The sequence below is a fragment of the Vibrio sp. 10N.247.310.24 genome (assembly GCF_041467175.1).
GTDB lineage: Bacteria > Pseudomonadota > Gammaproteobacteria > Enterobacterales > Vibrionaceae > Vibrio > Vibrio tasmaniensis_A.
On sequence record NZ_JBFSUD010000093.1, the window covers coordinates 1 to 15,858 of the forward strand.

At 42.7% G+C, this 15,858-nt stretch carries 10 protein-coding genes and 1 pseudogene; 5 read left to right on the forward strand and 6 right to left on the reverse strand.

Translation table 11 applies throughout. From position 1 onward, the window contains the following. Window positions 1-547 precede the first annotated feature (547 nt). Window positions 548-1,510: pseudogene (locus tag AB6E08_RS20155) on the reverse strand (hypothetical protein). Between the two features lie 151 nt (window positions 1,511-1,661). On the opposite strand from AB6E08_RS20155, the gene AB6E08_RS20160 reads away from it, so the two are divergent. Together AB6E08_RS20160 and AB6E08_RS20165 are read left to right on the forward strand one after the other, a co-directional pair. After that, window positions 1,662-2,129: an Lrp/AsnC family transcriptional regulator gene (locus AB6E08_RS20160; protein WP_135384215.1), complete on the forward strand. Its 468-nt coding sequence runs from the start codon at window positions 1,662-1,664 to the stop codon at window positions 2,127-2,129. Between the two features lie 206 nt (window positions 2,130-2,335). Next, window positions 2,336-3,898 carry a PAS domain-containing methyl-accepting chemotaxis protein gene (locus AB6E08_RS20165; RefSeq protein ID WP_017102544.1) on the forward strand — a complete coding sequence of 521 codons (1,563 nt, stop codon included), beginning with the start codon at window positions 2,336-2,338 and terminating at the stop codon, window positions 3,896-3,898. 171 nt (window positions 3,899-4,069) lie between these two features. On the opposite strand, the gene AB6E08_RS20170 is transcribed toward AB6E08_RS20165, so the two are convergent. Next, a complete protein-coding gene (locus AB6E08_RS20170) occupies window positions 4,070-4,525 on the reverse strand; it encodes a methylglyoxal synthase (RefSeq protein ID WP_009844869.1) in 456 nt (151 codons plus the stop codon). 60 nt (window positions 4,526-4,585) lie between these two features. Further along, a complete protein-coding gene (gene torT, locus AB6E08_RS20175; protein WP_240797169.1) occupies window positions 4,586-5,533 on the reverse strand; it encodes a TMAO reductase system periplasmic protein TorT in 948 nt (315 codons plus the stop codon). Between torT and AB6E08_RS20180 the strand changes: the two genes are divergently transcribed. Next, window positions 5,478-5,642, forward strand: a complete 165-nt coding sequence (locus tag AB6E08_RS20180) for a hypothetical protein (RefSeq protein WP_372067380.1) — start codon at window positions 5,478-5,480, stop codon at window positions 5,640-5,642. The genes torT and AB6E08_RS20180 overlap by 56 nt on opposite strands. A 64-nt stretch (window positions 5,643-5,706) precedes the next feature. Next, window positions 5,707-8,739, forward strand: a complete 3,033-nt coding sequence (gene torS, locus AB6E08_RS20185; protein ID WP_372067383.1) for a TMAO reductase system sensor histidine kinase/response regulator TorS — start codon at window positions 5,707-5,709, stop codon at window positions 8,737-8,739. A gap of 259 nt (window positions 8,740-8,998) precedes the next feature. Here torS and AB6E08_RS20190 read toward each other — a convergent pair whose 3' ends face one another. The 3 genes from AB6E08_RS20190 to AB6E08_RS20200 all read right to left on the reverse strand — a co-directional run bounded on the left by AB6E08_RS20190 (window position 8,999) and on the right by AB6E08_RS20200 (window position 14,467). Continuing rightward, window positions 8,999-11,353: a fatty acid cis/trans isomerase gene (locus AB6E08_RS20190; protein ID WP_371707295.1), complete on the reverse strand. Its 2,355-nt coding sequence runs from the start codon at window positions 11,351-11,353 to the stop codon at window positions 8,999-9,001. Window positions 11,354-11,507: 154 nt separating this feature from the next. Next, window positions 11,508-13,172 carry a VRR-NUC domain-containing protein gene (locus AB6E08_RS20195; protein WP_372067386.1) on the reverse strand — a complete coding sequence of 555 codons (1,665 nt, stop codon included), beginning with the start codon at window positions 13,170-13,172 and terminating at the stop codon, window positions 11,508-11,510. 56 nt (window positions 13,173-13,228) lie between these two features. Beyond that, complete coding sequence (locus tag AB6E08_RS20200; RefSeq protein WP_009844864.1) at window positions 13,229-14,467, reverse strand: OFA family MFS transporter; 1,239 nt, start codon at window positions 14,465-14,467, stop codon at window positions 13,229-13,231. 594 nt (window positions 14,468-15,061) lie between these two features. Between AB6E08_RS20200 and AB6E08_RS20205 the strand changes: the two genes are divergently transcribed. After that, complete coding sequence (locus AB6E08_RS20205) at window positions 15,062-15,442, forward strand: hypothetical protein (RefSeq protein WP_012600906.1); 381 nt, start codon at window positions 15,062-15,064, stop codon at window positions 15,440-15,442. Window positions 15,443-15,858 lie beyond the last annotated feature (416 nt).

Sequence of the window (15,858 nt, forward strand, 5' to 3'; positions counted from 1 at the left end):
GAGAAGCTGCTTAGTAAACAAGCGAATGATGACAACTACCTTGAAAAACGCCGAGAGCCATCAGTTTTGATTATGTAACAAAATATATTTATAAAATTAACCAATCAAATAGATAATTATTACAAGCAATTGTTCGTTCCGATTTCAACATTTAAAGTTAATATCAAATAATGGTCGTTATTTATTTTATTATCAGCTATTTAATGAATTTTGTTGAATGAATAGTTGATATTTTGGATTTTAATAATCTTGGTTGGGAAGTGATTATTATCTTGAGAGTACTTTATACAAGGTATGGAGTTATAAGTAATAAGATGCGTTTTATATTCTCTGTGTTTAAACATTGCATTTAATAATTGAGTTATTAGTAAATACCTGTGCTGAAATTATTTTCACACGAAATATCAATAATTAGGGTGTTGAGAATGATTTTCAGTGTTTCAAGGGCGTGAAATTTAAAAATAGCGGAGGTGATAGGAGTACCAAGTCGTAAAAAAGAACCCGTATTTGAGTTCTTTTCCTTTTATTCTTGTTGGCGATTTACTTATTACTGAGAGACATCGCGATAAAAATACCGTTCGCAAGTGCTTGGATTCATGCGCTTAATGACGTGTGATATCACAGCGACAACTAACACCGAGAATACAAGCCTTCCCCAAAATATCGTGTAGAAATCAGCCCCGATGAGTAGGATCAACAACGTATCTTCAATTAAACTGTGGAGCAAGTTGAGCAGCATGATTGCGGTGAATACGTCTTTTGCTGAGATATGCCCTTTCTTGGCTTCATTGATTAATAAGCCGCCACCAAACGAAAGGCCGAGCGTGATTCCTATTATTGTTAGGTTTGTTGCGTCTTTGCTGATTCCTAGCAGCCTCAAGAACGGTCTTAACAATATTGCCATGAGCTTTTCAATGCCGAGAATCTTTAAAACTTTGAGTAACAGTAATAGTACTGAGATTACCATGAAGATAACCGCAAAGTTATTGAGCTGTTCAATAGCCCAACCAAGATAACTCGTGTCTCCAGATACTTCTGGTTGCCAAAGCACGGTTGCTGGGTAGTTGAGCCAGTCTCCGTATTGATAACTGAGGTTGAGTAGCCATGCCAGCACTAAGCTTCCACCCACTCTCACCGATAGGGTAGCCAGCCAGCTAACACCTGCTTTTTTGGCAATAGCGCCTTCAATTGGCAATGAGTGAGCAAGGAGCATCATGCTGCCTAAAATTGAAGCTTGAGCAACCGTTAAGGGAACATCGGAATTAATAAGGATAATTAGCCCGGCATAGATGTTGGTGAGTATGGTAGTTGCCCATACTAGACCCATTTCTTTGGGTAATCCGACGCTTTCCATTATAGGGCTTAGCCATTCGCTAAGAATCATTATGCCGCCAAGCTCTTAGACGACTTTTATCAATATGATTATTGGAATCATGATACGGAAAAGCGTCGAAGTGACATAGAAGATTTCTTTGAGGAGCTCTTTGAAAAATTGATAGGTTGATTTCATTGTTACGACCATAACTCGTTGTGTTGTATAAAAAGATCTTACCGCGATTGTTGTGATTATGATTTCAAAAATAACCTATAAAATTACCCGTGATTTTTAAATTGTCGTAAAGTAAGAAATTATCAGTCAAAAAATCATGGTTTAAGAAATTATGGAAATAGACCGTATAGATAGAAGCATATTGGTTGAGCTTCAGAAGAATAACCGGATCCCTAATCAATCGTTAGCCGAGATCGTAGGGCTATCACCTCCTGCTTGCTTAAAGCGAGTGAAACGATTGAGGCAAGAGGGCGTGATAGTCGGTGATGTATCGATCATTAACCCTGAGCTTACTGGCAGCAAGATGACCCTAGTTGTGTCCGTTGAAATGGAGCGCGACCGAGGGGATATCTATCAAATTTTTCGCCATTCTATTTCTAAGGCGTCAGAGGTCACTCAGTGCTATCAGATATCAGGCAGCTTTGACTTTATGTTGATTGTTACGGTCACAGACATTCAAGCTTACGAAGACTTTGTTGAGCGAGTATTACGTAAAGATCTGAATATTCGCAAGTTCCATACCTCCGTCTCTATGAGAACAGTGAAATTTACCACTGCAGTTAACTTAGATGAGTCATGACCTTTAGCCAGATAGAGGTGTGAATAATTAGATCAAAGGCATAATAGTTAGGGAAGAGGCTTAGCGTTTAGAGTTTTGTGAGGTGCATTGGTTATTTTTGTATAAATAGCAGTCATTTACACAAAATGTTACGTTCGCATTTTGTAAGAACTTTAATAATTGTATATATTCCTCGGCTACAATAATAGTTAACAAAAGTTAATATAATGACAGCCAGCTCTCCTTCTCAATCTCGTGAAACGCTTTTAAGCGAAAATGAACAACTTGTCTCAACTACTGACCTTAAAGGTGTGATTACCTATAGTAATGACGCTTTTTGTCGCATTGCAGAATACAACCAAGATGAATTACTTGGGCAAAACCATAATATTGTTAGGCATGGTGATATGCCTAAAGCGGCTTTTGCCGATATGTGGGTGAATCTAAAACAAGGCAAGGCGTGGCGCGGGATCGTAAAAAACAAAACTAAATCCGGTGGGTACTACTGGGTTGATGCTTACGTTACCCCTATTTATGATGGCGGGAAGGTGAGTGGCTATCAGTCTGTTCGTGTTAAGCCGAAAAGCGAGTGGGTGCAAGTTGCGGATAAGGCCTATCAAAGCTTGTTGAAAGCTGAGACGTCAGGTCGCCAATGGTCACTACAGATCAGTGACAGTGTTCGTTACGCAGTGTTACTTGGCTCTTTGGCTGCGCCTCTGATTTCAAATCTTGTAGAAGTAGGGCAAGCATCGCAGTGGATATTGAGTCTTCTTCCTGTCTCTGCTCTAGCACTGCTTTTCCGACAAGAGCTCATTGATACTCCATTACAGTTGAAAAAACTGCAATCTAAATTCGATAGTGTCAGTCGCCTTGTCTACTCAGGTAACAGTCAGTTCTCTGTTGCCGATTTTCATCTCAAGCTGATGTCTGCCCGAATTCGCACTGTGTTAGGCCGTATGACAGACTCAGCGAAACCATTGCAAGATTTAGCTGATAACCTTAATGCGACGTCATACCAAGTCACTGAAGCGCTCGATCAGCAGACAAAAGATATTCTTCAGGTACGTGAAGCAACTGAAGAGGTTGAGGTGACCGCCAATGAAGTCTCTTCTCGTACAGAAGAAGCTCACCAGATTGTCGATGTTACCTTGCAAACTTGTGCTGGTGCTAAAGAGAGCATTGATCAAACCCATCGTAACCTTGAAAACTTGGCATCTCAGGCGGAGAAAGCGACGCACACGACTTACCAATTGAGCGACCAAGCGCAAAGCGTGAGCAAGATAATGGAAGAGATTGGTGGAATCGCTGAACAAACTAACTTGTTGGCACTTAACGCTGCGATTGAAGCGGCAAGAGCAGGCGAGCAAGGACGAGGCTTTGCCGTTGTTGCCGATGAAGTACGTGCGTTATCTGGTCGAACGTCAAAGGCCACAGTTCAGATTAAAGAGAGCATCGATACTATGCTGGCTACGATTGAAAGCTGGCAGAAAGATATCCTGGCGAACAGAGACCAAACCGACGCGTGCGGTGATGTTGCGAAGGTGAGCGCAGAGCGTTTATCTGAAGTTGAAAATCTAATGCAATCGATGAATGAATTGATGCAATCTGTTGAAAGCTCTGCTCATAAACAACGTGAACTATCGAGCGAAGTAAATCTGCATATGCAGTCTATTGCATCCACCGCAGAGCAAAACTTGGTTGCAACACATTCCGTGAAAGACCACTCCACAGAGCTAAAAGAGCAAGTGAATGAGTTCTATCACTTAGCGAAGCGCTTCGAAGAAAAATAGCGGTTAGATTTTAGAGTAATGAGAAATAAGAGAAGCCTTGCGAAACTAGCAAGGCTTTTTTGTGGCTCAAAAGAGCAGATTACAAAAACAGAAAGCCCCCAATAATTGGTGTCCAACTATTGGGGGCAGTTCATAATGCAGGCTCTTTAGTGTGTTCAATTTAACGTGTGATTATGTGCGCTCTGCCAAGTATGCTTCGTAATCTGGGATCTCAATGATCACTTCTTCTTCAAGCAGTGAAGAGTTAAACAGGAAGTTAGCGGTAGCGCGGTTGGTGGCTACAGGGATGTTCCAAACACTTGCTATGCGAAGTAGTGCTTTTACGTCCGGGTCGTGTGGTACAGCATTCAATGGGTCCCAGAAGAAAATCATCATATCGATCTTGCCTTCAGAGATAAGCGCACCAAGTTGTTGGTCACCGCCCATTGGGCCACTGATCATACTCTTAATCGCTAAGCCTGTTTCTTTACTGAGTAGAGAACCTGTCGTGCCCGTTGCATAAAGGAAGTGCTTTTGTAGTTTTTCTTTGTTCTCTTTGACCCATCTTAATAGCTCAGGTTTGAAATGGTCGTGAGCGACCAAAGCGATATTCTTATGCGTTGGCATAGTACGCGTCGTTTTTTGCATGGATGTTCCCTAAATGATTGATTCGTTTTTATTGTTTTGAGTTCTTTAGTCAATATAGCACTAAGGATTCACACTGAATACCGGGCGAAACTCAGAAGGTGACAATGAGTCAGCGATAATTTGATCTTTGAGTGTTGCGGGTGTCAGTGCCTCAATCATGGGTGCGCTATGTTTTTCATAAGGTTGACCACGCAAGTAATGGGTGGCTTGCTTTACCGACAAGCGACCTTGTTCAACCATTTTATCTGTTGGTGCAAAAAGCACCTTGTTACGAAGCAAACCGCGGTAAATTCCGTGACTTAAGTAACTTGAAATTAACCCAATATCTTTGGTTTTACCCGCAGCTCTTAGTTCACTTATCGCAGCTTCAATCGCGACTGCACTTCCGACTATATATTGAATATCCGGTTGTTCGATGACTTGTTGTACCAAGTTTCTTTGCAGTTCTTTATCGTTGTCTGCCCAATAGCTGATCGCGATTTTGATATCGCTCGATTTGATTGCATCATAAAACCCGAGTGCCACAGGTTTAGTGCCACCGCTTGCTTGTGGGCCAAGTAGTAGGGCGATAGGTGTTTCTCCTGACCCTTTTGGATGTCTTTTCGACAAAAACTCTCCGACTTGGAAGCCCATTTGATACCAGTCGACACCGACCGTGCCTTTTAATACTCTTTGTTGCTCTTTGTTGACGGTTAACTCATTGACTGTGGCAAACACAGGGGTTGCTCCGACCCAGTTGGTCAGGTTCTCATGGTAAGCGTCAGGCGAAACGGTGCCTAAAATAATGGCATCAGCCCCCCATTGCGTGCAAAGCACCAGTTGTGAGGCTTGTTTAGCGACGTTGGGGTAACCGCCAGCTTCCAAAACTCTAAGTTCGACTTGTTGCTTTTCTGCTTCTGAGACCATTCCGTAGTTAACCGATAACCAATAAGAGTCTTTTAGGTGCGGATAAATGGCACAAATTTTTTCTTTTTGTGATGTGGCTTCTGCCGGTTTTATTGGGCTCAAAGGCTCACTAGCACTTGCTACAGTGGTGAATGATGCTAGTAATGAGAGAAGAATTTTTGAAGTTAAAGGTCTAGATAGCATGAATTGCCGTTTTATTGGTTTTAGATAAGAAACACTGCAAAATATAGCGTATTCTGCATGGGTAAAGAAGAACGTTTTAAGGTTTAGAGTTTATGTTGTTAGCTTCAGCGAGTATTGGACGCAAGCTACTGGCCTCATTCTTAGTGATGGCCCTGTTGGTTTTATTGTCTGCATTGATCGGTGTTTCTGGTTTTAGCTTTGTAGCAAAGACTGAAAGAAACGTCGTCGATTCTGCTCTTCCTGCCATGATCGAAGCTCGTCAAGTATCTGAGTTGAGTAACCGTATTATTTCGTCGGTACAAACGCTTTCTAATGCGAGAAATGAAGCAGAAAGAAAAGAAGCGGGCACTATGTTGTTCGGTCAACTTGAGTCGCTTCTTCAGCATATCAAAGAACTTGGCGTCGACAGCTTTGATTCCCAACTTCTTAATAAACTCGAAAACAATGTCCAAAGTGTTATTAATACACTGGCTGAGTTGGGCGTGTCAGTTGAACGTAAGCTTTGGTTAAACAAGGAACTGTCTTCTCGCGTTGAAGAGATGCGTCTACTTGCGGAAGAGCTAGAACAGCTAACCCGAACCCAAGTGTTGAACACGGCCACCATCGCAGTTGCCAACGTTACACACATTTATGATCTACTAGAAACCAAGCAAACTGATAAAGCCTACCAAGCCTTAGATGCGCTTGTTGAGGTAGACCTTGATTTGTCTGAACGCTTGCATGAATTACATTTGTTGGCGTACAAAATGCTTAATCAAATTGAAGAAACGCAGACTGTCACTAACGTTGAACGTATTCATCAAATCCAATCTGAGTTTGAATCTAATCTAAGAATTATGGCGCGCCGTGTGAAAGCGGTCGAAGACCCGACTCGTTCAGCGCAGATGTCTCAGCTTCTTGAAGAATTAAGAAAACGCCAAGTCGTGTTCGATATATCGTTAGAACAATATGAGAACACCAAAAAATCTGAATTTCTGATGCAAAATACGCTGGAGCTGTTTTCGCAACTGAATACAACGGTTAACCAATTGATCGACGATTCGAATCTAAGTACCAAAAAAGCGGTTGATGAGCTGACTAGCACGCTGAATCTAGCTCAATGGTCGTTGTCGGTGATTTCGGTTATTGGCTTGGTTATCGTTGCCGTTATTGTGTGGCGAGTTGTTTATATCTCGGTGGTTAAACGTCTTACTGAATACTCTTCAGCTTTGATGTCTATCGCTCAGGGGCGTCTGAATATCGATATCTCGGTTAAAGGTAATGATGAACTGGCTCATATGGGTGAGGCTATTATTACAGCGAGAAATACGGCACAGGCGCTACAAGTGGTAGCCGTTGGAGAAGCGAAGGCGAAACGTGAGCTCGAAGAACATAAAGAACACTTAGAAGAATTGGTCACCGACCGAACTTATCAACTGCAAAAAACCAATGAGAAGTTGAATGTCGAGGTGGAAAATCACGCTAAGGCTCGTAATGCCGCAGAGCAAGCAAGCCGGGCTAAGTCCGCCTTCCTCGCGACGATGAGCCATGAAATACGAACACCGATGAACGGTGTATTAGGTACGGCTCGATTACTTAAAGATACTGGGCTAGATCCTTTGCAATCGGGTTATGCCGATATCATTAACCGCAGCGGCAAGAATCTTCTCGCCATTTTGAATGACGTGCTTGATTATTCAAAGATAGAAGCGGGGCATTTAGAAATACGCACGGCTTCGTTTGATCTCTACCAAATGGTTAAAGATACCTACCAACTAATGGAGGGACGTGCTGCTGAGAAGAAACTTAATTTCGATTTCCATATTGAAAGTAACGTACAACGTTATTGGCGTGGTGATGTAACACGAATCAGCCAAATTTTGAACAATCTGGTTGGCAATGCGATTAAGTTTACTGAAACCGGCTCAGTCGATATCTTTATCAGCTTAGATATAGAAGATGAAAATCGAGTGATGTTTGAAGTGTCAGATACGGGGGTTGGCATTGATAGCAAAGAGCAAGCTTGTCTGTTTGATGCATTCACCCAAACCGGTAGTGGTCGCAATAAAACTGGCGGCACTGGGCTAGGACTAGCGATCAGTAAAAGTATCATGCAGGCAATGAACGGTGATATTGGTGTTCATTCCGAAGAAGGTGAAGGGAGCCAATTCTGGTTCTCAGTACCTTTGTTCGCGGGTGAGAAGATTGAAACGAAAGCACCGACTATTGAAGCTTGTATCCGTGCCAAAGTACTGTTGATTGAAGATAACCCTGTTAACTGCATTGTTGCTGAAGGATTTCTGAATAACCTAGGCCATGACGTTGTGATGGCGACAACAGGAGAAGAGGCCAGAGCTATATTCAGTGAGCAGGCGTTTGATATTGCGCTGGTAGACATCAATCTACCCGATTGTGATGGCATAGAGCTGATTCAACAGTTAAAAGCGATTCTAGAACAAACGTCCACGGCTGAGCCGATAAATATACCCCCTATGGTGGCGGTGTCGGCGCATGTATTCAATGAAGAAGTCGAAAGCTATTTAGCATCAGGGTTCGATGGTTTCTTGCCTAAGCCGTTGGAGAAAGAGGCTCTTTCTCAGCTCATCGTTACTCAACTCGATGGTAAAGCACTGTTGTTGCCACAGCCTGATCCGAATGATGCTGTTTGCAAACAAAACTATAAACGCGTAATTGAGAGTAACAGTGATGAACGGAACGCCACACTGATGGCAGATGTATTGGCTAATCACACGGCTACCATTGATGCTAAATATGATACAACTGATTCCCAAGACCGAGGAGATGCTCCGGTGAAATTGATTGATTCCAAAGTGATAGAGGGTGATCTGTCGATTCTTGGATTAGAGAAAATGAAACAGATCGTGGCGCTGTTTGATGCAAGCAGTGTCCTGACCTTGAATGAATTAGCTGAGGCGAGTCAAGCGGATGATGGACGAGAAGTGAAGTCCTTGGCACACAAACTTAAAGGGTCAGCGGGTAGTTTGGGTCTATCAGCACTGTACAGCTTGTGTCAGAGCATTGAAGCAAGCGAAGAACCATTATTGCAGTATCGAGATAACGACCAAGCTTTATCGGAACTAGTTAAAGACTCGTTGAAGGCACTTGTACCCTATGTTTCCGTTTAACGATGTGAGCCTGTTTTAAGCTTATACCTAATCTGCAAGCCAAATAAAAAATCCTCTGAACGACTATTCGTCAGAGGATTTTTTATAGCATGTGTACCAATGGTTCTTTAAGAAAGACTTACCAAGATTTCAAGCAATATGGCCGACGATTAAGGTGATATGACCGACGTTCAAGGCAATATGGCCGACGCTCGAGGCAATGTGCTCAATGTTCAAAAGCTAGAACCAAGGCCTAGCGCCTACTGGCTATCTATTTTTACTATCTATTCTCAAAACGGTTGTAATCCAATAAACCAAACTCAATCGGTTGATCTTGTTTATACCAACGGTGAACTCGGTCGCTGAATGGCCAGAACTCAGGCGAACTGCGTCGTACTGCAAACTTATCCAGCAACGCGACGTAATCTTTTTCTGTGTCCAAGCTTTGCAGTGCTTTAACCAGAGTCGGTATATCGCGCTCAGTTAATGACAGATAAGCGGCAGGGTAGCTACCTATAACCCCACGTACCAGTGTTAAGTCGTCATTGGCGTAATCTCGATTACCCTCTTCATTGAACAGGCTTGAAATGTTGCTGTGAGCGTTATTGTGAATCATAGTGAACAGCTGCTCATCGCCGCTCTCGCTTTCAATCATGATCGTCACTAATTGAGGCACATGACGCAGACCAACTCCCTTAATCAAATTCACTTGTTTGAGCAGAGCTTCGTTTTTCCGACTGAACCCTGTTTCGACAATATCAAAGCGATTATCGAGGATCGGCGCGAGCTTATCTTTGATCATATTAAGCAGTTCACGCTTAGGATTTGTCGTTTTGTATATCACGTTGGTTGGCTGGTCAAAAGGTGCAATATTGCGCTGCAAGTAGTCGCTCAACTGTGAGCTTTGGTTTTCATACCAACTTGAGTGTTCAATGTGTCGTACGTCTTTTGGAAGAAGGGTCAAGAAGTTACTCTCACCCTCAAGGCGCAAGAAATCCATAAACATACGGGTAATCAGTTGGTGGCCGAAGTTACCGTAGACATCAAAACCAGCAACGAGAAGGTAATGGATACGTTCTAGAAGGGCGTAATCAAGAATCCACGCTGTCTTGGGTTGTGGGCCAACTAAACCTTGAACAACTGAAGCGCTATCAAAGTGTCTAAAGATAGTAAGCGCGGCATTAGGGTTCGTGCCATTGCCATCCCAAATGATATCTGTGTCTAGATTTACTCCGCTATCAAACCATTGATTGGTGAAGTCTGATTTTGCATTAAGGTATCGAGCTTGTTGCTTCGCGTAGCTCACCCAGCTTGTGACAGGGACAGTGTTGCTTTCTAGTTCACTAGGCAGCTTTAGGTTTTGCTTCTGGTTGGCATAAAACTGATTAATTTCAGGCAGATCTGCTTTATCAGGATCGATGAATAGTACCCAGAATCTATCATTGATCACGTTGAGTGCGAGCTGCCCGCGACACACCGGCCCCTTGATAAAGGCCATGATGGTGTTTTGTGCATTGTCCAGCATGAAATGGAAGCGCGAGTTCACCGGAAGAGCTTCAAACGAAGTCATTGGATTCGCCGCGACGTCAATCGCGTAGCTAGGAAGTTGTTTGACAGCGTAACGAGCATCCACAAACCATGTGTTCCAATTGTTCAGGCGTTCTTCATTTAATGCGAAAGGCATGTGTGTTTTGTGGACGATGGTGCCTTGCTCTGGAATCAGGCGATAATAAACCCGATCCACTTTTGGATCGTCGTAAGGTCGACGACTCGTGATGCGTTGAACCGCTTCACCAGGAGGCGTCGCAGAACGAACCAAGGTGAAGAAGCGTGTTGGCTGAGCTAAATCAGAGAAATAGAGGTGTGATAGAAACAGATGTTCATAGATATAACGTGCTGAAAGCTGGCTTTTATTGTCACTCTTGTTGAGAAAGCCCTCGTAGATATCAACGAGCTCTTGTTCCGCATCATTCAGTGGAATATGGTCATTCATTAACGCGCCGTTTTCCAACCAACTCATTAAAGTCGCGTATTCCGTTTTATCTAAGTTCGGCATGCCATAAGGCATTCCCCACGTCGGGTAATCTCTTTCGTATTGAGCGTACTCTTCAATGGTTGGACACTGTTGGTCGCGATCGGTTGAAAAGTCGAAGCCTTCAAGTTGCGTTTGATCTGGAAGAGGGTGGTTTTCTTTTTGCATCAACATACGAGAAACAAGCCCAGCATCAAGGTTAGCCGTTGAATTCTGCATACGTTCGTTTAGCACTGGATGAAAATCCGCATCACGCCACTCTTGTGTGGTTATCGCGTCTTCAAACAGGCGGGTAGGGGCTGAGGCGGTTAAACGGGTGCCTTGATAAACGAGTGCCTTACTCGCCCCTCGGTCGATACCTTCAACTGAAGACATTTTTAGCTGGCAAGGTGCATCATAACAAGCGTGGCAAACAACACAGCGGCTATCAATGATAGGCTTTACTTCGTCAATGAAATGCTGCGCTTGAGATGAAAGAATCGGCGCTTGGCGATCACGGACTTGCTGTTCACCAAAGAGCTGATCGAAGTTCAACCCCGCGTAGACGGCACAACCTGAGAAGACGCTAACAAAAGCTAAAATGAAGAGTTTTTTCAAATTCATACGTATTAAAGATTAGGCATTTTCTCTAATTATATCGAAAATGATTGAAAAAGCTCATGTTCTGACTATTTTATAGATAAGATATTGATGTAAGTTATTTACTAGAGACTAGAGACTAGAGACTAGAGACTAGAGACTAGAGCTAGGCAACTATCTAATGATTGACGTAGCAAACAGAGAATGGAACAGACAATCGCTCAAACTCTTTGCTCCATCGCCACTGGTTATCTTGCAATTTATCGCCGGGCCCTTTGACTTCAATCCAATGAAATTCATCGTCCTTGAACGCAATCAAATCCGGCATCCCAGTTCTAAATAGCTTTAGGTCACTCAATATCACTTTGAATAGCTCGACGATTAAGGCGTTCGGAATAGCCTCCATACTGTGCTCAATGAGTGCTTTAGGGAAATGATTCCAATGAACGAATGGATTTGCGATACCGTATTTCAGGTCGTAGATATCAAGCAATTGGTTTAGTCCTTGCTCGGATATGGTTTGAAACGCAGCCTGGATCTGTTCAACTCGTTTGTCTACGAAATTTGAATGGTACAGATCCAGAGGGCGATGTTGGTAGCGATTGATAAATGCGCCCTCAACGTCTGCGAAAATCACTTCCCAAAAGGCTAAGCCAAACAATCCACATAAAAAACTGTTCTCTGAAAAGTAGACTTCCCAACCTTGGTTTTCCAAGTGTTGCTTCACCACAAGTTCAACTCGCGTTTGGCTGAGGTCTAATTCCAGTTTTATCTCTTTGCAGTTCGGTTTTATAGTTCGTGAAACTTTGTGGCCCTGTTTCCGTAGTAGCCTGTCTTCAAGCTTAGCCGCGATCTCCAACTCTGATACATCTGATGGATTCGCTTTCATTTGCGTGACAATGTCACACATTAAGTTTAGCTCGTCTTGCTTGTCATAGATGCGTGCAAGTCGTTCTCTGCTTGGAGGAAGTACGGATTGTTTGAACCAAAAGACAGCTTGATCGTTTTGGTTGAGCCTTTCTAGATCGCGAGCGATATTATTGATCAAACGCGATCGTTTTCTGGCAATGTTTCTGTGCTCTGATTCTTCAGGAATCGAATTTAAAAGCAGCTCCAGAAACTCACCGTCTTTGCGGTCCCCTTCTGAATACAAGCGTTGAATATCACGTATCTGGAGCAGTTGATTGAGCTGTTCTCTAGAGGTGAAGAAACGACGCTGTTTACTTAATGGGTAGTTTTCGAAGGTGTTGAGTCCAAGATCGCTAAGAACGAATTGGCTTAGGTCTTGATAAGTATTGGCAAAGAACAGTAGCAGCAAGACATCAATAACTTCAGATTTGACAACGTAAATACAATCGAACGACAAGTTTTGAAACTTATTAAAAGGTTGGTGATCGAGCAAAGCCAAGAGTTCGTCTTTCTTCGCTATCTTATTGTTCATCAGAAATGGGAATGCGCTGAACAGCTCTGGTTTAGTCAGTAGATGCAATCCTAATTCGAGATCACTAATGACAAGATTATGTTGTTCGGTAGGGTGGCTTAACGCAATGAAGTTCGATGTGTTTAGCTCTTGTAGGGCGTTTTTCAGATCTGGAATTTCAGCATAGTCGAGCTTATCACTTCGAAACCAGCAGCCTTTGCGAGAAAGCAAACGAATCATTAGACACTGGCTTGAGACTGAAAGACGTTTGTATTCAGACAACCAACGGCATTCATCGTCACTCAGCAGATCTGGATAGAGTGTTTGAGCGTGTTCAATCAGTCGATTGAAGTTGTCGACATAATAAGTAGGGGAGAGCTGAGGAGTGGTTTCTATCGTCAATGGATTAGTCGCTTGATACAAAAAGAGCCTAACCCTAAGGTTAAGCTCTTTCTATTTTTAATCAATCAAGAACTGAATTAAGCGCTTGCTTGCTTAAGTTCTGTTGCTTTCGCTTCTGAGATTGGTTTAGTCACGATAGCTAGAACAATACACACGGCCATCATAGCAGCAGAGATTGTGTAAGCTAGGCCGTAACCTTCGCCATTCGTCATTGAATAACCAACAACCGCAGCACCGATAGCACCACCGATACCCCATGCCGTGTAAAGCACGCCGTAGTTCGTACCGTAGTTTTTCAGGCCGTAGAATTCAGCAGTTAGTGTTGGGAATACTGCTAGAAGCGTACCGTAACCAACAGCTGCGATAGCCGTACCAATGATTAGCGTGAATTCAGAGTTGAACGTAGCGAATAGAGCCATGTTCGCGCCTTGAAGGATGAACGCTAGAAGTAGAGTACGTACGCCGCCGATTTTATCTGCAAGCATACCCGCAGCAACACGGCCGCCTGAGTTGAATACAGCAAGGATAGACGCTAGGTAAACCGCGTTTGGTAGGTTCGCTTGAACGCTAGCAATCGTAGTGATGTTACCGATGATCATAAGACCAACAGAAGCTGCAAATGCGTACATGATCCATAGAGAGTAGAACTGAGGAGTCTTCAGCATTACTTTCCACGTTAGGTCTTCAGTCTTCTTAACCGCTTTAGGTGCTTGGCCTTCTTTTACTTTAGGCTCAGCTGGCGTGTAATCCGCTGGTGGGTTGTTGATCGTTGCCGCTAGAGGTACTGCGATTGCAAGTACACCAACACCAAGAATCATAAAGCTTGTTTGGATACCCATGCTATCGATTAGCGCAGAAGTTAGTGGTGCTAGGTAAATAGCAGCAAGACCGAAGCCTGCAGCGATTAGACCGTTAACCATACCTTTCTTAGAAGAGTGGAACCATTTCATTGCTGATGGAGAAAGACATGCGTAACCGAAGCCGATACCAGCACCTGTCATCACGCCAAACGTTAGGTTTAGCATCATAGGAGTCGTAGCGAAACCAGAAGCAATCATACCTAGGCCAGTAAGCGCTGTACCAAGAATAAGGATCTTACGTGGACCCATACGGTCTTGTAGGATGCCTGCAACAAGAAGACAAACAGAGAATGTGATAGTTGCAATAGCGTAAGGTGAAGATGCTTCAGCAGCACTCCAACCAGCTTCAGTCACTAGCGCCTTGTTAAATACACTCCAAGCATACAGGATGCCAAGACAAAGGTTGATACAGAAGCCTGCTAGCAGGATACGTGATGCTTTATCAATCTTGCTCATTTTTATTCTCAGTTTTGTCGTTGGTCAGTGGTGAGCCACTTAACTAAAGACGGGTTATTGTGATTGTTTCTTCAAAATTAGTTTGCGTTTATCAACAGACAACGCAAAAGAGCGCGGATTATAACCAATAAAAATGTGATTGGAATCTCTTTTTCCATTTTCGGTAAATAAACTCAAAATTGTTAATGGGTTGTTTTTTGTTGGTTTGTAAGTTGTGCTTAATACCTTTCTATTTTGTTCTTTTTAGCGTGGCGGGCTTATTTTTTAAGGGATTCTTCGATACACATTTCAGATTGTCCACGTATCCCGTGCGGATATCACAGAGTTACGAATTATTTTAAATATTTTCCAAGGTTAATTTTGTGTAACAAAATAAATCGAAATGACGCTTTATTCATATGAGACAAGGGTTAACGGAGGTTTATTAAAAACAGTATGTTAAATGATTGTTAACTTGGGTTTTTGTTAGCACCATTGCTTACATTTTGTTCAACTTGAGGGGTTGTGTTGAACAAAAAAAATGGGAAAATAGTACGCAAACTGAGATTCCAAATTTGAAAGGATGCGTTTCCAACCTATGGTGAGGCGAGTATTATGAAACTGTTTTTAATTTTATTGATGTCAATTTCTGGTGGTGTAGCGGCAGCTGACCATATTCACTCTTTCCTATTCGGCTTCTATATTGCGGCGTTAGCAGTTGGTAGTTGTTACTGGCTGGCATTCCGTAGCACGCGTTTCCCACAGTTGGCATTAATGCTATTGATGTGTGGCTTTTTTGCAAAAATTGCAGTGACCGTTATCGGTGTTTCTTGGGGTATCTCAAACGATATCATTCAATCGCCGTTCATTTTCTCATTGTCATACCTTTTCTTCTTGGTCGTAGTGACTTACGTTTGGTTTGCATACCGCGATAAGTTGACGCTTAAAAAGCGCGCTAAGCAGGTAGAAGAGTCTCGCAAACAAGCCGCTGTATAATTCAGAATTCTAAAAAGGAGCCTTCTTCGGAAGGCTCTTTTTGATCTGGCCTGAGCTCAAAAAAACAGAATTTGAGTACGTTACCTAAAATTGCATTATTGAAATAATATGTGTTTGACTAATCGTTCATCGAACGTTTATTATGGCCAAAAAAAGGACGGCGTCCTTTTTTTGGTTGTGTGCTTACGTCGGATAGATACGTAAAGCAATGATTATTAAATGGATTATTGTAGTTGGAGTAGTCGCTAGTGTTCAATAATGAAGTACAAGGTCTATTGATATTGCTCGTTTTTATTGTATTCGCTTTGTTGTGTCTTAATGGCTGAATGGATTCATATTAAAACAATCAATGTGGCGCGGAGTGGCTTTGTTGCGTAATTCAATGGAACTAAATCAAGAACCTACGATCTGATCAG

Coding starts and splice junctions, on each gene's coding strand:
- AB6E08_RS20160 (WP_135384215.1), top strand. CDS start 1,662: ATGGAAATAGACCGTATAGATAGAAGCATATTGGTTGAGCTTCAGAAG.
- AB6E08_RS20165 (WP_017102544.1), top strand. CDS start 2,336: ATGACAGCCAGCTCTCCTTCTCAATCTCGTGAAACGCTTTTAAGCGAA.
- AB6E08_RS20170 (WP_009844869.1), bottom strand. CDS start 4,525: ATGCAAAAAACGACGCGTACTATGCCAACGCATAAGAATATCGCTTTG.
- AB6E08_RS20180 (WP_372067380.1), top strand. CDS start 5,478: ATGGCACAAATTTTTTCTTTTTGTGATGTGGCTTCTGCCGGTTTTATT.
- torS (WP_372067383.1), top strand. CDS start 5,707: ATGTTGTTAGCTTCAGCGAGTATTGGACGCAAGCTACTGGCCTCATTC.
- AB6E08_RS20190 (WP_371707295.1), bottom strand. CDS start 11,353: ATGAATTTGAAAAAACTCTTCATTTTAGCTTTTGTTAGCGTCTTCTCA.
- AB6E08_RS20200 (WP_009844864.1), bottom strand. CDS start 14,467: ATGAGCAAGATTGATAAAGCATCACGTATCCTGCTAGCAGGCTTCTGT.
- AB6E08_RS20205 (WP_012600906.1), top strand. CDS start 15,062: ATGAAACTGTTTTTAATTTTATTGATGTCAATTTCTGGTGGTGTAGCG.